The following is a 14,934-nucleotide window of genomic DNA, read 5'->3' as shown; positions in this document are numbered from 1 at the left end:
ATGATCAAACTCTTCAGTTTAATATCTATGCGGTTCTTACCCGCCACCCGAAAGTGACAGAAGCGAACCAAACTTGGCTCAAGGTTCAAACGAATTCATTTCAATTTACATTGTCATGACCGCTTGCCTTGATATTTGGTGATTTGTCACCAACGTCAGCAAGCGCCCACATGAATTACCTGATCAAATTGTTAAAGAGCTGTTTCGCTGCGATGACTGCTTGAGCCACCTTACAAACCGTTGAACTGGCTTGCCTCAGCGAGGAAGGCGTATTCTACGCATTTCCTGGTGTTTGTCAATCGCTGTTTTTAGCGAGTGAAGCGAGCGATACAGACTGCTCTAACTTTCTGACAAACCGAAGCTTTTTACACTTCATTCACCGCTGGTAACGCTTGGCGTCCCCGGCAGCGGATGCGTACTTTACGGATTCAGCGCCGGGTTGGCAAGTGGTTTTTAAGCAAGGCTTTGAAAGAGCCGTAAGTAATGCTCATTAGGCGCCGCGGATTGAGCCTGGCACCAGTGATTCCGACCCAAGGTCGGCGATGCTACGCGCCCCGGTAAGCGTCATTGCAACCCGCATCTCTTTTTCAAACAGCTCAAGCAAATGCGCAACCCCGGACTCTCCAGCAGTGGCAAGCGCATAGATGAAAGCACGCCCAATCAATACGGTGTCGGCCCCCATGGCGATCATCCGCACCACGTCGAGCCCGCTGCGCACGCCGGAATCAGCCAAAATGGCCAAGTCACCCTTTACAGCATCAGCAATTGCAGGCAGCGCACGTGCAGTAGAGGGAACACCATCGAGCTGGCGGCCACCATGGTTGGAAACGACGATACCGTCCGCACCGAAGCGAACCGCGTCACGGGCATCCTCTGGGTCAAGTATGCCCTTAATGATCATTGGGCCATCCCACTGCTCTCTAATCCACTCCAAATCCTTCCAGGAGATGGACGGATCAAAGTTATCCCCCAACCAGGCGATGTAGTCCTCAAGCTCCGTTGGCTTACCGCGATAATCAGACACGTTACCCAAATCATGGGGGCGACCATTAACTCCCACATCCCAGGCCCACAAAGGATGCATTGCAGCCTGAAGCATGCGACGGGCCGGGCCGTGCTTACCGCTCATGCCCGAATGAGCATCGCGATAACGCGCGCCAGGAACAGGCATATCAACAGTGAAAATCAGCGTCTTGACGCCAGCAGCCTTGGCCTTCTCCAGCACATGCTTCATAAAACCCCGGTCTTTCAGCACATAAAGCTGAAACCAGATGGGCCGATCAATGGCCGAAGCCACCTCATCAATAGGACATACCGATACCGTCGACAGCGTAAACGGTATACCTTTATTAGCCGCCGCCCGTGCCGCCTGCACTTCCCCGCGCCTGGCGTACATGCCCGCCAGCCCCACTGGCGCCAGCGCCATCGGCATAGCAAGCTTTTCACCAAACAGCTCGGTTTCAAGTGACAGCGACGACATATCCTTTAGTACGCGCTGGCGTAATGCGATGCCAGCAAGATCTTCAACATTATGCCGCAACGTATGCTCCGCGTAGGATCCACCGTCGGCATAATGAAAAAGAAAGGGAGGTATACGACGCTTGGCGGCTTGGCGGTAATCCGTAGATGCTGAGATGATCATGAGGAGCCCTATGCGATGGATGCGCTAAACACTGGCGCCCAAAGTGGAAAATTGGTTTTACCAATTGACAAAAAACAATGATCAACATTAAACGATGATGCCGCTTTTAAACACTTAAAAACGCTATACTTTAGTTTAATAACACCATTCTTTAGTGCTATTAAAGCTAACGCTACCCAACCAATTCTCGCTCTACATGCGCTTGAGAAAAGCATTCATAGCTTTTAATATTGGTCTTACCAATTAAAGGGCTTTTAGACATGAGCGATTTCGTATGAGCTATCCACCGCTCCGCCAACAGCGCTTGGCCGATGTTATCACTGAGCGCTTAGAAGCCATGATGCTGGAAGGCAGCCTAAAACCAGGTCAGCGCTTACCCCCTGAACGTGAGTTAGCCGAACGGTTTGGTGTCTCACGCCCCTCTTTACGAGAAGCTATCCAGCAATTAGCCGCTCGAGGCTTACTGACCAGCCGCCAAGGCGGCGGCACCTTTGTCAACGACGACCTCAGCAATGGCTATACCGACCCGTTGCTGGAAATGCTTTCCCGTCACGACGAGTTCAATCTGGATTTACTCGAATTCCGCGACGCCATGGAAGGGATATCCGCCTACTACGCCGCGCTACGCTCTACACCCGCGGATAAAGCCGTCCTGATCCAGCGCTTTGAGGAACTCGACGGAGGCTTTGCAGGGGCGGATCCCATCCAGGAAGCTAAACTAGATGCCGCTTTTCACCTAGCCATTGCCGAAGCCGCCCATAATGTTCTGCTGCTGCATACTATCCGTGGCATTTTCCATCTGCTAGAGAAGAGCATTGTGAGTAACTTGGCTCATTTATTCGCCAAGGAAGGTTCGCGCAGCCAGTTAATGCAGCAGCACCGCGCCCTGCTCAATGCCATTTTGGAAGGGCGGGCTGAAGATGCCCGTGCTCGCGCCCATGAACATTTGGTATTTGTTGAAGAAGGCCTGCTTGAGATGGCAAGAGCTGAGACACGGGCTCAGCGCGCCCTTCGACGTGCCCAAGGCAGTGGTAAGACATCGGCATGAATAGCGCTGCTGGCATCAACAGCCAAGCACCGGCCCCTTTACCGCCACGCTGGCGACGCCTGTGGCTGGTGCTCATTGCGCTCGGCTTGCTTTTTTGCATGTGGCAAGCCGCCCAGCTGGCTCGTGAACAAGCGCTTTCTAACTTACAGGACGAAGCAGAAAACGAGTTGCGCCTGTCTGCTGCCAACTTAAACGGCTATTTACTGCGCTACGACTACCTACCGCAAATGCTGGCTACCCGGGAAGGCGTGCAGCGCTTTTTGGCCTCTCCCGATAGCCAAGACCCAATGCCGCTCAATATGCTGCTGGATCGTTTCCGCTTTACAGCGGGGGTTTCAGACGTCTATTTACTCAATCGCGATGGTGACACGATCGCCGCCAGTAATTGGCACCGTCCAAACACCTTTATTGGCCAGAACTATGCGTTTCGTTCCTATTACACCGATGCCATTGCCGGCGGACAGGGGCGCTTTTTTGGCTTAGGCATCAAGTCGCTTGAGCGGGGCTACTACTTTTCGTCCCCCGTGTGGCTAGACAACACCTCACCCGACGCACAGCCAGACGGCGTCCTTGTGGTTAAAGTACTGTTAGATGACGTTGAAGAGAGCTGGGCAGAGCAGGATGCCGAGCTCTTTGTCACCGATAGTGACGACATTATCTTTATGGCCAGCCATCCCGAGCTGCGCATGAACGCGCTCTACCCGCTTACTAATGAGCAACGCCAAAGCCTGCGGGCAACGCGCCGCTATGCCATGGAGCCGTTGACGCCATCGGGTATTGAAGTTGATGCGCCTTACCGCCAGGGTAGCCAATTAGTCAGTTTCTCCCAGGGCCCGCTAAGCAATGGCGACTACCTGAGCCTGACCCGGCATGTCCCCGAGTTTGGTTGGCAAATGCATATTTTAAAGCCGCTCACACCAGTGCTTAGTGCCCAGTGGATCGCTGCCCTGATGGCGGGCGGTCTTTACGGCATGGTCACTCTCGGCGCGGGTATTGGCTGGCAGCGCCTGCGGCTACGCCGTGAGCGTGAAGCGTTTGCCGAACGGGAGCGCAACACCCTGGCCCGCGTTCGTGACGAACTTGAGATCAGCGTCGAACGCCGTACCCGTGACCTGGTGGCCAGCAACCAACGCCTTTCGGATGAAATCGAGGAACGCCGCCGCGCTGAAGCCAACTTGCGCCAGACCCAGGATGAGCTGATTCAAGCGGCTAAACTTGCAGTACTGGGGCAACTTGCTGCGGGTATTAACCATGAGCTTAACCAGCCACTGGCAGCTATACGCGCCTACGCTGAAAACGCCCGTCGGTTTATGGAACTGGCCCGCCACGACAAGGCGGATGCCAACCTTGAACAGATTGTTGAGCTAACCGAACGTATGGCGGATATCAGCGCGCAGCTGCGCCAGTTTTCGCGTAAGAGCAGCGAGCGCCAGGAAACTATTTCGGTACAAGCCTGTATCGACTACGCCCTACGCCTATTTCAAAGCCGCCTGCGCGAAGGCAATATCACTATTGTTCAGGATTGGCCCGCTGAAACGCTATGGGTCAAAGGTGACCTAGTACGCCTGGAGCAGGTATTGGTGAATCTAATCGGCAATGCGCTGCAGGCGATGAAAGGCGTACCCGCGCCACAGCTGACGCTGGGCGCCCATAGCTACCAGCAGCAGGTCATTATTAGCGTTAGCGATAATGGCCCCGGCATCCCCGAGGAGCACATAGGGCAGATTTTTGAACCCTTTTTTACCACCAAAGCGCCGGGGAGCGGTTTAGGCCTGGGGCTCTCGATCTCGTCGCGTATCATGGACGATTTAGGCGGCAAACTGCAGGCGGCTAATCAGCCCGAGGGTGGCGCCCGCTTCACCATTACACTGCCCCACTCACCGTTAACCCACACCCAGGAGAGCCCTACTTATGCATGAGCCGTCGACGCTGCCGGTCATGGTGATCGACGACGAACCGCATCTGCGGATCACCGCCAGCCAAACCCTCGAACTTGCCGGCTATACGCCATACTGTTTTGAATCAGCAGAGCAAGCGTTGGCGGCATTGACGCCTGACTTTCCGGGGGTCATTGTCAGTGACATACGCATGCCGGGAATGGATGGCATGGCGCTGCTCCATGAGCTGCACAGCCGCGACGCCACGCTGCCCATCATCTTAATTACCGGCCACGGCGATATCTCCACGGCCGTAGAAGCTATGCGTGCCGGGGCCTGGGATTTTCTCGAGAAGCCGTTTGCCGGTGATCAACTGCTGGATGTGGTGCGCCGAGGCATAGAAAAGCGCCAGCTTAGCTTGGAAAACCACCGTCTTAAAGCAGAGTTGGAGGTGCAGCAAGCCGCGTTAGGGCCGCGGCTGGTGGGCCGCACGCCGATCATTTCGCGGCTGGCCGCCATGATCCAGCGCATCAGCCAAGTCGAAGCCGATGTACTGCTGTTTGGTGAGACCGGCACTGGTAAAGACTTAGTGGCCCGCGCGATTCACGAACGCAGCGGGCGGCGTAACAGCCCCTTTATGGCGATTAACTGCGGCGCGGTGCCCGAGAACACCATTGAGTCCGAGTTGTTTGGCCACGAAAAAGGCGCCTTCACAGGTGCCGTAGAGCGGCGCATCGGCAAGTTCGAGCACGCTAACGGTGGCACGGTGTTTTTGGATGAGATTGAATCGATGCCCATGGCGCTGCAAGTCAAACTGCTGCGAGTACTGCAGGAGCGCAGCGTCGAACGGCTCGGCGCCAATGAAACCGTGCCGCTTGATATCCGCGTCATCGCGGCCACCAAGGTGGATCTCAAAACCGCTTCCGAAGAGGGGCACTTCCGCGAGGATCTTTACTACCGGCTAAACGTGGTCACCCTGCCGCTACCCGCTCTGCGCGAGCGGCGTGAGGATATTCCCTTACTGTTCCAGCATTTTGCCGTGGTCGCTGCCAACCGCAGCGGGCTGGAAGCACCGACCCTCGATAGCCCTGCGATTGCCGCGCTGTTGGCTCATGATTGGCCCGGTAACGTGCGCGAGCTACGCAACCTTGCCGAGCGCTACGTGCTGTTAGGCGCGGCCTTTGACTATCGTTTGGATGCGCTGCTGGAAGGGGTCAACGCCGATACCGAAGAGCCCACCCTACCGCGCCAGGTAGAGCTGTTTGAAAAGAGCCTGATCAGCCAATCGCTGTCGCGCCACCATGGCCGGGTAACCGACGTATGCCGCCACTTGGGCATTCCACGCAAAACGTTTTACGACAAGCTTAAAAAACATGGCCTCCATGCCGATGACTATCGCCACAGCAGCGAGCCCTGATGCAGCAACTCGCCCAGTACCGACCAGGGCGGCGCCCAAGGCACCAAGGTCAGTGTCGCAATCAGCATGAGCAGATTGGACATTGGCCGACGGCTATCGCCTAGCTTAAGCGCCGTTCCAAACGAGCGCTTAAGCCGCGCGCCTTCAAGGTCAACGCTGTATATCTCATCCAAACACAAGTGGATCAAAAACCCTACCAGCGTGGCAGCCCCATGAGACCAAGCCAGCCACGCTGGCTGGTTGAGTAAATTAAAACTTAGCGCAGCGGTGAGCAGACTACATAGCCCACCCGCTAGCAGCGAGTGCCAAATACCACGGTGCACGGTAAAGCGCGAGAACAGCACCCCCGCCAAATAGCGCACGCTGAAATAGATCCCACCGCAGGCAATCAACAACGCTCCCGGCGTCAACCATGGCTGCAGCAACAGGACGCCCAATACCAGAGCGGGCACCGAAAGAAGATTGAATATCAAGCGGATAGAGTGGGATCGATCGGCATCGATATCGGGCAAAATCCCCCCGAACGTAACCAGTGCAATCATCACCACCGCCTGGGAGGGCGGCCACCATTGGCCTTTCCAGCCTGCGTAAGCTACCAGCATGCCGCCCGCCGCTGCCACCGTAATATGCGTGCGAAAATTAGCCATGACGCGGCATCCCAAAGTCTGCAAAACAGAAAACTGTATAAATTAACAGACTTTTACTATCCGCGACATGGCTAATGAAGAAAAAAGGTTGCTAGGCCAACTGCTTAGCATTGATTAGACAAGATAGCTAAAGGGAGGGTTCGGCCAGAAAGCGATCTTTTAATTTAACGTAGTTGCCTGCAGTGTAAGGGAAGAACGCGCGCTCCTTATCTTTCAGCGGACGCAGTGCTTTGGCAGGGTTACCAGCATACACATAGCCACTTTCCAAATGCTTGCCCGGCGTTACCACGGCGCCCGCGGCAATGATCACCTCATCTTCAACGACCGCGCCATCCATCACAATCGCGCCCATACCGACAAGAATCCGGCTTCCCAGGGTGCAGCCATGCAGAATCGCTTTATGGCCGATGGTGACATCATCACCAATGGTGAGCGGAAAACCGTCCGGGCTGAAGTCACTGGCATGGGTAATATGCAGCACACTGCCATCCTGCACGCTGGTACGTGCGCCGATGCGAATGCGATGCATATCGCCACGGATCACTGTCATCGGCCACACGGAGCAGTCATCGCCCAGCACCACGTCACCGATGACCACACTGGCCGGATCAATATAAACGCGCTCGCCCAATTGGGGCTCCATACCTTGATAGCGCCTTAATACACTGCTCATAACTCGCTCCTGAGATGTCGGATAGGAAACGGAGACATTGATCAACTCACTATAGCAACCCGCTAAAGCAACCCGCTAAAGCAACCCGGCCAGTAGAACAATAAAGGTCAGCGGAATCGACACCCAGCGGATGATATTGCGCCACACCAAATAACCACTTTCACCCACGCCTAACGCGCTCACCACCTTCTCACGGGGCATTACCCAGGCCGCAAAAATCGCGATCAGCAACCCGCCCAGGGGTAAGAAAACATCCGGCGGTATACTGCTGACCAGCTCGAAGACATTACGCCCAAATAGCGGCCGAAACTCCGCCAGCGTTGAAAAGGAGAAGGCTGATAGCAGCCCGATCAACCAGACGCTGAGCGCCACGATCGCCGTCGAGATACTGCGCCGTAGCCCCAAGCCCTGCAGTGTGGCGACCATCGGCTCCGCTAGGTTAATCGCCGATGTCCAGGTGGCCAGTAACAGCAATAAGAAGAACACGCTGAGCCATACAGAGCCCCAAGGCAGCTCCGAAAACGCAATCGGCAGGGTAACAAACATTAACCCTGGGCCGTCAGTAGGATCCATGCCTTGAGCAAACACCACCGAGAAAATAGCGATCCCCGCCAATAATGCCACGCTAATATCGAGTACAGCGACAGCAACCGCCGCTTTCGGCAGGCTCTGCTCTTCCGGCATATAAGCGCCATAAGCCATCAAGGCACAGGCGCCTACCGCCAGAGTAAAAAACGCATGGCCCATGGCATGCACCACTACAGAAGGGGTTAGCGCCTCGAAAGAGGGCAGAAACAACCACGCTAACGCTGGCGCAAAACCATCGGTGGTCGCAGCATAGCCCGCCAACAGCAGTAGCAACAGATACAGTAGCGGCATCAGCAGGTTATTCAGCCGCTCAAGCCCCTTAGCAACCCCCGCAGCTACGACGGTCATGGTCATAAACAGAAACAGCGAGTGATTAAAAATCAGCAGCCCTGGGCTAGCTAGAAAAGCCTCAAAACCAGCGCCAATCTCAGCGGCACTTGCACCATTGAAGTTGCCGTTAACAGAGGCCACCAAAAACTCAATTGACCAGCCCGACACCACCGAATAGAAAGACAAAATACAGAAAACGGTGAACGCACCGAAAAGGCCAAGCCAGCGCCATTTTGGTGAAGCACCCGCTTCGGCTGCCAGGGCGCCCAAGGCTTGCATCGGCCCACGCCGACCGGCGCGGCCAATCAGTATTTCCGCCATCATGACCGGAATACCCAGCAGCAGCACAAACGCCACGTAAATCAGCAGAAACGCCGCACCACCGTTCTCTCCGGCCACATAAGGGAAGCGCCAGATGTTGCCTAACCCCACCGCAGCACCTGTTACCGCCAAGATAAAGGCCCGTTTCGACCCCCAGCGCTCCAGCGTCTCGCTCATCACATGCTCCTGCCATTCGTGGCATTAAAAGGCGGCAAGACTAGCAGGCACTTGCGTGCAGGCCAAACCCTGAGATTAAACCTAGCATTGAAACACGGCTTAACCGCCCGCACTGTGTCATTATTATGGCGTGTTTTGCGCTCGTTAACGGTCTTAAATTGATGTCACTTGAGGTGCCTATGTCCACCAATCCGCTGCTTGAAACGCACGAGCTACCCCCTTTTACCCAGATTCGCGCTGAGCACGTGGAGCCTGCCGTGGACACGCTGCTAAGCGAAAGCCGTGAGGCCATTGATCGCCTCGCCGAACAAGCCGTCGCCGCACCACCCAACTGGGACAATTTTGCGGCGCCCCTTGAAGCAGTGAATGACCGGCTTACCAAGATGTGGTCTCCCGTTTCTCACCTCAATGGCACCATGAATTCGCCGGAAATGCGCGAAGCGTACCAGGCATGCCTTGAGAAACTCTCTGACTTTGGCACCTGGGTAGGCCAACATGAAGGCTTGTTCCACGGCTGGCAGGCGTTGCAAGATGGCCCCGCATGGGAGAATCTGGATGCCGCCCAACGGCGTACCGTGGAGAATTCACTACGCGATTTCCGCTTAGCCGGCGTTGACCTACCCGCCGACAAGAAAACCCGCTACGGCGAAATTCAGTCGCGGCTCTCCATGCTGTCCAACCAGTTCTCCAATAACGTACTGGATGCCACCCAGGCATGGCACAAGGATATCGATAACCAAGAAGCGTTAGCAGGGGTACCGGAGAGTGCTCTCGACACTCTGAAAGCCACCGCCGAGGCCAAGGGTGTGTCTGGCTACCGCATTACCTTAGACTTCCCCAGCTTCTTCCCGGTGGTTAGCTACGCCGACAACCGCGAGCTGCGCCGAGAGGTTTATACCGCCTTCGTTACCCGTGCGTCTGATCAAGGCCCCGATGCGGGCAAGTTCGATAACGCGGATATCATGGAAGAGATTCTGGCGTTACGTAGTGAAATGGCCAAGCTACTCGGTTTTGCCACCTACGCCGACTACTCCCTGACCACCAAGATGGCGGACTCTCCCGAGCAGGTGCTCGATTTTCTTAACGACTTAGCCCGCCGTGCGGTGTCTCAAGCGAAAGAAGAGTTTGCTGAACTCAGTGATTATGCCCAAGATGAATTAGGCCTGGAAGCGCTGGAGCCGTGGGATGTTGCCTATGCTAGCGAGAAACTACGCGAGGCGCGCCACTCTATCTCCCAGGAGCAGCTACGTCCCTATTTTCCGGCCCCCCAGGTGGTCGATGGTCTGTTTCAGGTCGTTGAACGTCTGTACGGCGTGCGCTTTGAAGAAGATACCCAGGCGCCCCGCTATCATGATGACGTGCGCTATTTCCGTATCACCGAAAACGGCCAGCCGATTGCCGGTTTTTATCTCGATCTCTACGCTCGAGAAGGCAAGCGTGGCGGCGCCTGGATGGCCGACTGCCGAGTCCGCCGCCAAACGGAGCAGGGCCTGCAACTGCCGGTCGCCTTTCTTACCTGCAACTTCACTGCCCCGGTTAGTGGCCGCCCTGCGCTGCTCACCCACGACGAAGTCACCACCCTGTTCCATGAGTTTGGCCATGGCCTGCATCATATGCTGACCCAGCAACATATTGCCGATATTTCAGGCATTAACGGTGTCGCCTGGGATGCGGTCGAGCTACCCAGCCAATTTATGGAAAACTACTGCTGGGAGCGTGAAGGTCTGGATCTACTCGCCAAGCACGTAGATAGCGGCGAACCGCTACCCGCCGAGCTACTTGAGCGCCTCCAGGCAGCCAAGAATTTTCAGTCGGCCATGGGCATGATGCGCCAAATCGAGTTTTCGCTGTTTGACCTGCGCTTGCACCATGAGCTTAGCGCCCCCAACGCCAGCGACGTGCAAGCTTTGCTGGATGAGGTGCGTGCCGCGGTCTCTGTGCTGCCGAAAGTGCCGTTCAACCGCTTCCAGAATAGCTTTGGTCACGTGTTTGCGGGTGGCTACGCGGCCGGTTACTACAGCTATAAGTGGGCGGAAGTACTGTCAGCAGATGCCTGGAGCGCCTTTGAAGAAGCTGGGATTTTTGATCCTGAAACAGGCCAGCGCTTTCGCCGCGAAATTCTTGAGCAAGGCGGCGCCCGCGATGCCGCCGATCTGTTTGTAGCCTTTCGGGGTCGTGAGCCGAACGTTGAGCCACTGCTTCGCCATAGTGGTATTCGCGCCGCTTAAACCTGCAACGCCAGCCTATGCGTGCTCCCACGTCGGGAGTACGCCCTTGGAGCCTAATGATGTCAAGTGTGAAACGCTTTATTGCCGGTGTGACCTGCCCCCGCTGCGCGGCGATGGATCGTATCCGTGCCTGGGAGCAAAACGGCATTCGCTACCGGGAGTGCGTCAGCTGCGATTTCTTCGAGCAACTGCCTATTGAGGAGGACGCGCTTACCGAAATGACCACTCGGGTCAATCAAGTGCGCGATGACCAAAAGCAGCAGGATGTGCAGCCAGTGCGTATTCTGGATCCAGGTAAATCCTCGCGTTAACACCTCCCCTACCCCCTCACCTACTAACCACCACGGCTGGCTTATTCACTCTTAACCAGCCGGGTATCTGCTACGTTCCCTACCCGAATCACCGCCGGTAGCGTACGAACAGCTCAATTTGTGTGCGGATATTCGCACACAAAAAAGCCCTCAGCGTGCGAACACTCGGACACTTCAACGCTTGTGGCTTGCCACCAAAGTTGAATAAAAAATTTATAAGCCCATGATTTTAAAAATCTAACCTTTAAGTGGCACAACTATCGCTGTTATATAAAGGCATACCTGCTTAACGCAGTATCGACTGGCGGTATTAATAGAGGCCGTCAGACTATAACCCCAATAACAGCTAGGAATTTTCGCCATGCGCAAACATATGCCTAAAACGTTTACCCTCCTCGCCAGCAGCGCCCTGCTTGTCGCAGCCGCCAGTAGTGCCCAGGCTCAAGACCGTTCCGGGTGGCCCGACAACTTCACTGTTGGCACCGCTAGTCAGGGCGGCACTTACTTCGTTTACGGTTCAGGCTGGGCGAACTTTATTGCCGATGAGTTAGGCGTATCTGGCGGCGGTGAAGTCACCGGTGGCCCCACTCAAAACCTGGCGCTCGTGCACACAGGCGATATGGCATTTGGCTTAACCACCATGGGCCCTGCGTCTGATGCCGTTAAAGGTGAAAGCCCGCTAGCACCTGGCATGCAGATGGATAATGTCTGCGCGATGTTCCCCATGTACGAGACACCTTTCTCAATTGCGGCACTCTCAAGCAGCGGTATCGAGTCGATTTCCGACATTCCTGATGGCGCACGCATCGGTTTTGGCCCGGCCGCCTCAACCTCTGACACCTATTTCCCGGCCATTTTAGAAACCCTGGGCGTTAACTTCGATCGCCGTAACGGCGGTTGGTCAGACCTGGGTGGCCAGTTGCAGGATGGCCTGCTAGACGTTGTCGCCTTCGCTGCGGGCATTCCGATCCCTGCCGTTAGCCAGCTGGAAGTACAAACTGACGTTAATATCATCGAATTTAACGAAGAAGAACTGGCCACGGTGCTGGAAAACTTCCCGGTTGCTGAATTCACCATTCCTGCCAGCACCTATACGACGCTGGAAGAAGATGCCCGCGCTGTTTCCATGTGGAACTTCGCCATTGCAGGCTGCGACCTACCGGAAGATTTCGTCTACGAAGTCACCAAGGCCACCATGGAAAACAATGACCGCATGCGTTCTGTGCACCGCAGTGCTGAAACCACCATTCCAGAAAACATCAAGCACAACACCGTGCTGCCGTTTCACCCCGGCGCTGCACGCTGGTACGAAGAGAACGGCTATGAAATTGCTGATGATATGATCAACTAAGCAACTTTCCCCGTTCTAACTGCCCCGTTACCGGCCCCGCCGGGCGGGGCAGCTTTCGCTGCTACTACCCCTTTGTCTGCTTTTGCTGTGAGGGTGAACTCTAATGAGTCACAAAACCGACCAAGAACCCGATGACCTCAAGGATGATGCTCACGCGGCGTCTGTGATACCCGAGTCCATTGCCGATGGTGTCGATGAAGACGTTGTTGAACCCAACCGCCGCCTGTTTACGGGCTGGCAGTTCCTGCTATTTGCGGCATTAGCGATTGCTTACTCAAGTTTCCATCTGATCTCACTGAACGTGTATCCGATGGAAACCTGGTCGTTTCGTATCGTGCATATTGCCGGTGCACTTATTCTCGGTTACGGGCTATTTGCCGGTGCCCGTTTTGCCGACGACGATCACCAAGCATCTGGCGCCTGGATCAAATGGGTAAGCTACGCGCTACTGATTCCCGCCGCCTATACCCTGGCGCAAGTCTTTTTAATGCATCAAACGCTCAGCGGCAGCGCCATGCGCATCGACCCGAACATCGAAAATTGGCACTACGGCTATCCGCTCATGGCAACGACAGCGGGTGCGATCGTACTGTCATGGTTTTATCGTCAGGCCCGGCATCGCTTCAACCCTGCCGATTTGGTGTTGATGGTCTGTGCGATGGCCAGCGCTGGTTATTTGCTGGTGGCGTATAACACCAATATCCGTATGTCGACAGGTACCTCCTTCGCACCGTCAGGCATTTCCTGGGCGGCGATTGCGGGCTCTCTACTGATTCTGGAGCTTACTCGCCGGGTAGCGGGTCTAGCCCTGGTGGTGATTTCTGCGGTTTTCCTGACCTACGTATTTGCTGGCCCTTATTTGCCAGGCTTTTTAGGCTATCCAGGGCTGTCACTACAGCGCTTCTTTAGCCAGGTCTACACGGATGCCGGCATTCTCGGCCCAACCACCGCGGTGTCGTCGACCTATATTATTCTGTTCATTATTTTTGCCGCTTTCCTGCAGGCCTCTAAAGTAGGCGACTACTTCGTTAACTTTGCCTTTGCCGCCGCAGGCCGAGCTCGTGGCGGCCCCGCCAAGGTAGCCATCTTTGCCTCTGGCTTGATGGGTATGATTAACGGCACGTCAGCGGGTAACGTGGTTTCCACCGGCTCATTGACCATTCCGCTGATGAAGAAAGTCGGCTACCCCGCACGTAGCGCGGGTGCGATCGAAGCAGCCGCCTCAACCGGTGGGCAAATCATGCCGCCGATTATGGGCGCGGGTGCGTTTATCATGGCCGAAGTGACCGGCATTCCGTACACCGAAATTGCTCTTGCCGCCGTTATTCCGGCGATCCTGTATTTTGCCTCTATCTACTTTATGGTCGACTTTGAAGCCGCTCGTAAAGGTATGCGCGGTATGCGCAAAGATGAGATCCCGCTGTTTTCAAAGCTGGTCAAGCAGGTCTACCTATTCGCGCCGATTATTATTCTGATTGTCGCCCTGTTTATGGGCTACTCGGTGATTCGCGCGGGCACCTTGGCCACGGCGTCAGCCGCAGTGGTTAGCTGGATTTCACCCAACAAAATGGGTCTTCGTGCAATTCTTAAAGCGCTGCAGATAGCGGGCACCATGGCGATTCAGATTATCGCCGTATGTGCCTGCGCGGGCTTAATCGTTGGGGTTATCTCGCTGACGGGTGTAGGCGCGCGCTTCTCATCGCTGCTACTTGGCTTAGCGGGCGTTAGCCAGCTGTTGGCGCTGGTGTTCGCCATGCTGATTAGTATTCTACTCGGCATGGGCATGCCGACCACCGCCGCCTATGCGGTGGCTGCTTCTGTTGTCGCGCCTGGCCTGATCAATATCGGCATTGAACCGCTGATTGCTCACTTCTTCGTGTTCTACTTTGCGGTCGTCTCGGCGATTACGCCGCCCGTTGCCTTGGCCTCCTATGCAGCCGCCGGTATTTCTGGTGACAACCCCATGGGCACCTCGGTGGCCTCCTTCAAGATTGGCTTGGCCGCCTTTATCGTGCCGTTTATGTTCTTCTACAGCCCGGCCATGCTAATGGAAGGCTCCGCCATGCAGATCCTCCGCGTCGGGGTTACCGCCACCCTTGGCATTGTCTTGCTCTCTGGCATGGTGCAGGCGTGGTTCTTTGGGCCCGTTAATGCCTTACAGCGCTTACTGATGCTGGTGGGGGCGATGTTCTTGATCTACGGCGGTATCTACACCGACGTTATTGGCCTTGCGATTGGTATCGTGCTTTTTGTCATGCAGCGCAAGCTACACGGCGGTGGTAACAAAACAGCGCAAGCGGGCTGATTGATTTAAGCCGCTAAGC

The 14,934-nt window shown here is 55.6% G+C and carries 11 protein-coding genes; 7 read left to right on the top strand and 4 right to left on the bottom strand.

The window, feature by feature from the left end; all coding sequences use genetic code 11:
- Positions 1-490: 490 nt before the first annotated feature.
- A complete protein-coding gene (lldD, locus tag A6R74_RS01525) occupies positions 491-1,642 on the bottom strand; it encodes an FMN-dependent L-lactate dehydrogenase LldD (RefSeq protein WP_064232636.1) in 1,152 nt (383 codons plus the stop codon).
- A 274-nt stretch (positions 1,643-1,916) separates the two neighbouring features.
- Between lldD and A6R74_RS01520 the strand changes: the two genes are divergently transcribed.
- The 3 genes from A6R74_RS01520 to A6R74_RS01510 are packed head-to-tail and all read left to right on the top strand — an operon-like array spanning position 1,917 to position 5,984.
- Entirely contained in the window at positions 1,917-2,690 is a 774-nt protein-coding gene (locus A6R74_RS01520) for a GntR family transcriptional regulator (protein ID WP_064232634.1), read from the top strand.
- Positions 2,687-4,609 (top strand): sensor histidine kinase, encoded by a 1,923-nt coding sequence (locus tag A6R74_RS01515; RefSeq protein ID WP_064232632.1) that lies wholly within the window; start codon positions 2,687-2,689, stop codon positions 4,607-4,609. The genes A6R74_RS01520 and A6R74_RS01515 overlap by 4 nt, the downstream gene beginning before the upstream one ends.
- Positions 4,602-5,984, top strand: a complete 1,383-nt coding sequence (locus A6R74_RS01510; RefSeq protein ID WP_064232629.1) for a sigma-54-dependent transcriptional regulator — start codon at positions 4,602-4,604, stop codon at positions 5,982-5,984. The genes A6R74_RS01515 and A6R74_RS01510 overlap by 8 nt, the downstream gene beginning before the upstream one ends.
- Here the strand turns inward: A6R74_RS01510 and A6R74_RS01505 are convergent.
- The 3 genes from A6R74_RS01505 to A6R74_RS01495 form a co-directional block, all read right to left on the bottom strand.
- Positions 5,960-6,631 carry a metal-dependent hydrolase gene (locus A6R74_RS01505; protein ID WP_064232627.1) on the bottom strand — a complete coding sequence of 224 codons (672 nt, stop codon included), beginning with the start codon at positions 6,629-6,631 and terminating at the stop codon, positions 5,960-5,962. The genes A6R74_RS01510 and A6R74_RS01505 overlap by 25 nt on opposite strands.
- A 127-nt stretch (positions 6,632-6,758) precedes the next feature.
- The gene (locus A6R74_RS01500) at positions 6,759-7,304 is read right to left on the bottom strand and encodes a gamma carbonic anhydrase family protein (protein WP_064232625.1); all 546 of its coding nucleotides are present in this window, start codon (positions 7,302-7,304) and stop codon (positions 6,759-6,761) included.
- Positions 7,305-7,379: 75 nt separating this feature from the next.
- The gene (locus tag A6R74_RS01495) at positions 7,380-8,720 is read right to left on the bottom strand and encodes a sodium-dependent transporter (RefSeq protein WP_064232623.1); all 1,341 of its coding nucleotides are present in this window, start codon (positions 8,718-8,720) and stop codon (positions 7,380-7,382) included.
- Between the two features lie 179 nt (positions 8,721-8,899).
- Here A6R74_RS01495 and prlC point away from each other — a divergent pair, with 179 nt between their 5' ends.
- The 4 genes from prlC (at position 8,900) to A6R74_RS01475 (ending at position 14,915) form a co-directional block, all read left to right on the top strand.
- The gene (gene prlC / locus A6R74_RS01490) at positions 8,900-10,948 is read left to right on the top strand and encodes an oligopeptidase A (RefSeq protein ID WP_064232621.1); all 2,049 of its coding nucleotides are present in this window, start codon (positions 8,900-8,902) and stop codon (positions 10,946-10,948) included.
- A gap of 59 nt (positions 10,949-11,007) precedes the next feature.
- Positions 11,008-11,259 carry a YheV family putative zinc ribbon protein gene (locus A6R74_RS01485; protein ID WP_027958898.1) on the top strand — a complete coding sequence of 84 codons (252 nt, stop codon included), beginning with the start codon at positions 11,008-11,010 and terminating at the stop codon, positions 11,257-11,259.
- Between the two features lie 361 nt (positions 11,260-11,620).
- Positions 11,621-12,610, top strand: coding sequence for a TAXI family TRAP transporter solute-binding subunit (locus A6R74_RS01480; RefSeq protein ID WP_064232618.1), 990 nt, complete (start codon positions 11,621-11,623; stop codon positions 12,608-12,610).
- A gap of 103 nt (positions 12,611-12,713) precedes the next feature.
- Positions 12,714-14,915 carry a TRAP transporter permease gene (locus A6R74_RS01475; protein ID WP_064232616.1) on the top strand — a complete coding sequence of 734 codons (2,202 nt, stop codon included), beginning with the start codon at positions 12,714-12,716 and terminating at the stop codon, positions 14,913-14,915.
- The last annotated feature ends 19 nt before the right edge of the window (positions 14,916-14,934 follow it).

The sequence above is a fragment of the Halomonas sp. ALS9 genome (assembly GCF_001651035.1).
Classification (GTDB): domain Bacteria; phylum Pseudomonadota; class Gammaproteobacteria; order Pseudomonadales; family Halomonadaceae; genus Vreelandella.
The sequence above is the reverse complement of the archived record's forward strand: the minus strand, read 5'-3'. Positions and strand labels throughout refer to the sequence as shown.

Coding starts and splice junctions, on each gene's coding strand:
- lldD (WP_064232636.1), bottom strand. CDS start 1,642: ATGATCATCTCAGCATCTACGGATTACCGCCAAGCCGCCAAGCGTCGT.
- A6R74_RS01520 (WP_064232634.1), top strand. CDS start 1,917: ATGAGCTATCCACCGCTCCGCCAACAGCGCTTGGCCGATGTTATCACT.
- A6R74_RS01515 (WP_064232632.1), top strand. CDS start 2,687: ATGAATAGCGCTGCTGGCATCAACAGCCAAGCACCGGCCCCTTTACCG.
- A6R74_RS01510 (WP_064232629.1), top strand. CDS start 4,602: ATGCATGAGCCGTCGACGCTGCCGGTCATGGTGATCGACGACGAACCG.
- A6R74_RS01505 (WP_064232627.1), bottom strand. CDS start 6,631: ATGGCTAATTTTCGCACGCATATTACGGTGGCAGCGGCGGGCGGCATG.
- A6R74_RS01500 (WP_064232625.1), bottom strand. CDS start 7,304: ATGAGCAGTGTATTAAGGCGCTATCAAGGTATGGAGCCCCAATTGGGC.
- A6R74_RS01495 (WP_064232623.1), bottom strand. CDS start 8,720: ATGAGCGAGACGCTGGAGCGCTGGGGGTCGAAACGGGCCTTTATCTTG.
- prlC (WP_064232621.1), top strand. CDS start 8,900: ATGTCCACCAATCCGCTGCTTGAAACGCACGAGCTACCCCCTTTTACC.
- A6R74_RS01485 (WP_027958898.1), top strand. CDS start 11,008: ATGTCAAGTGTGAAACGCTTTATTGCCGGTGTGACCTGCCCCCGCTGC.
- A6R74_RS01480 (WP_064232618.1), top strand. CDS start 11,621: ATGCGCAAACATATGCCTAAAACGTTTACCCTCCTCGCCAGCAGCGCC.
- A6R74_RS01475 (WP_064232616.1), top strand. CDS start 12,714: ATGAGTCACAAAACCGACCAAGAACCCGATGACCTCAAGGATGATGCT.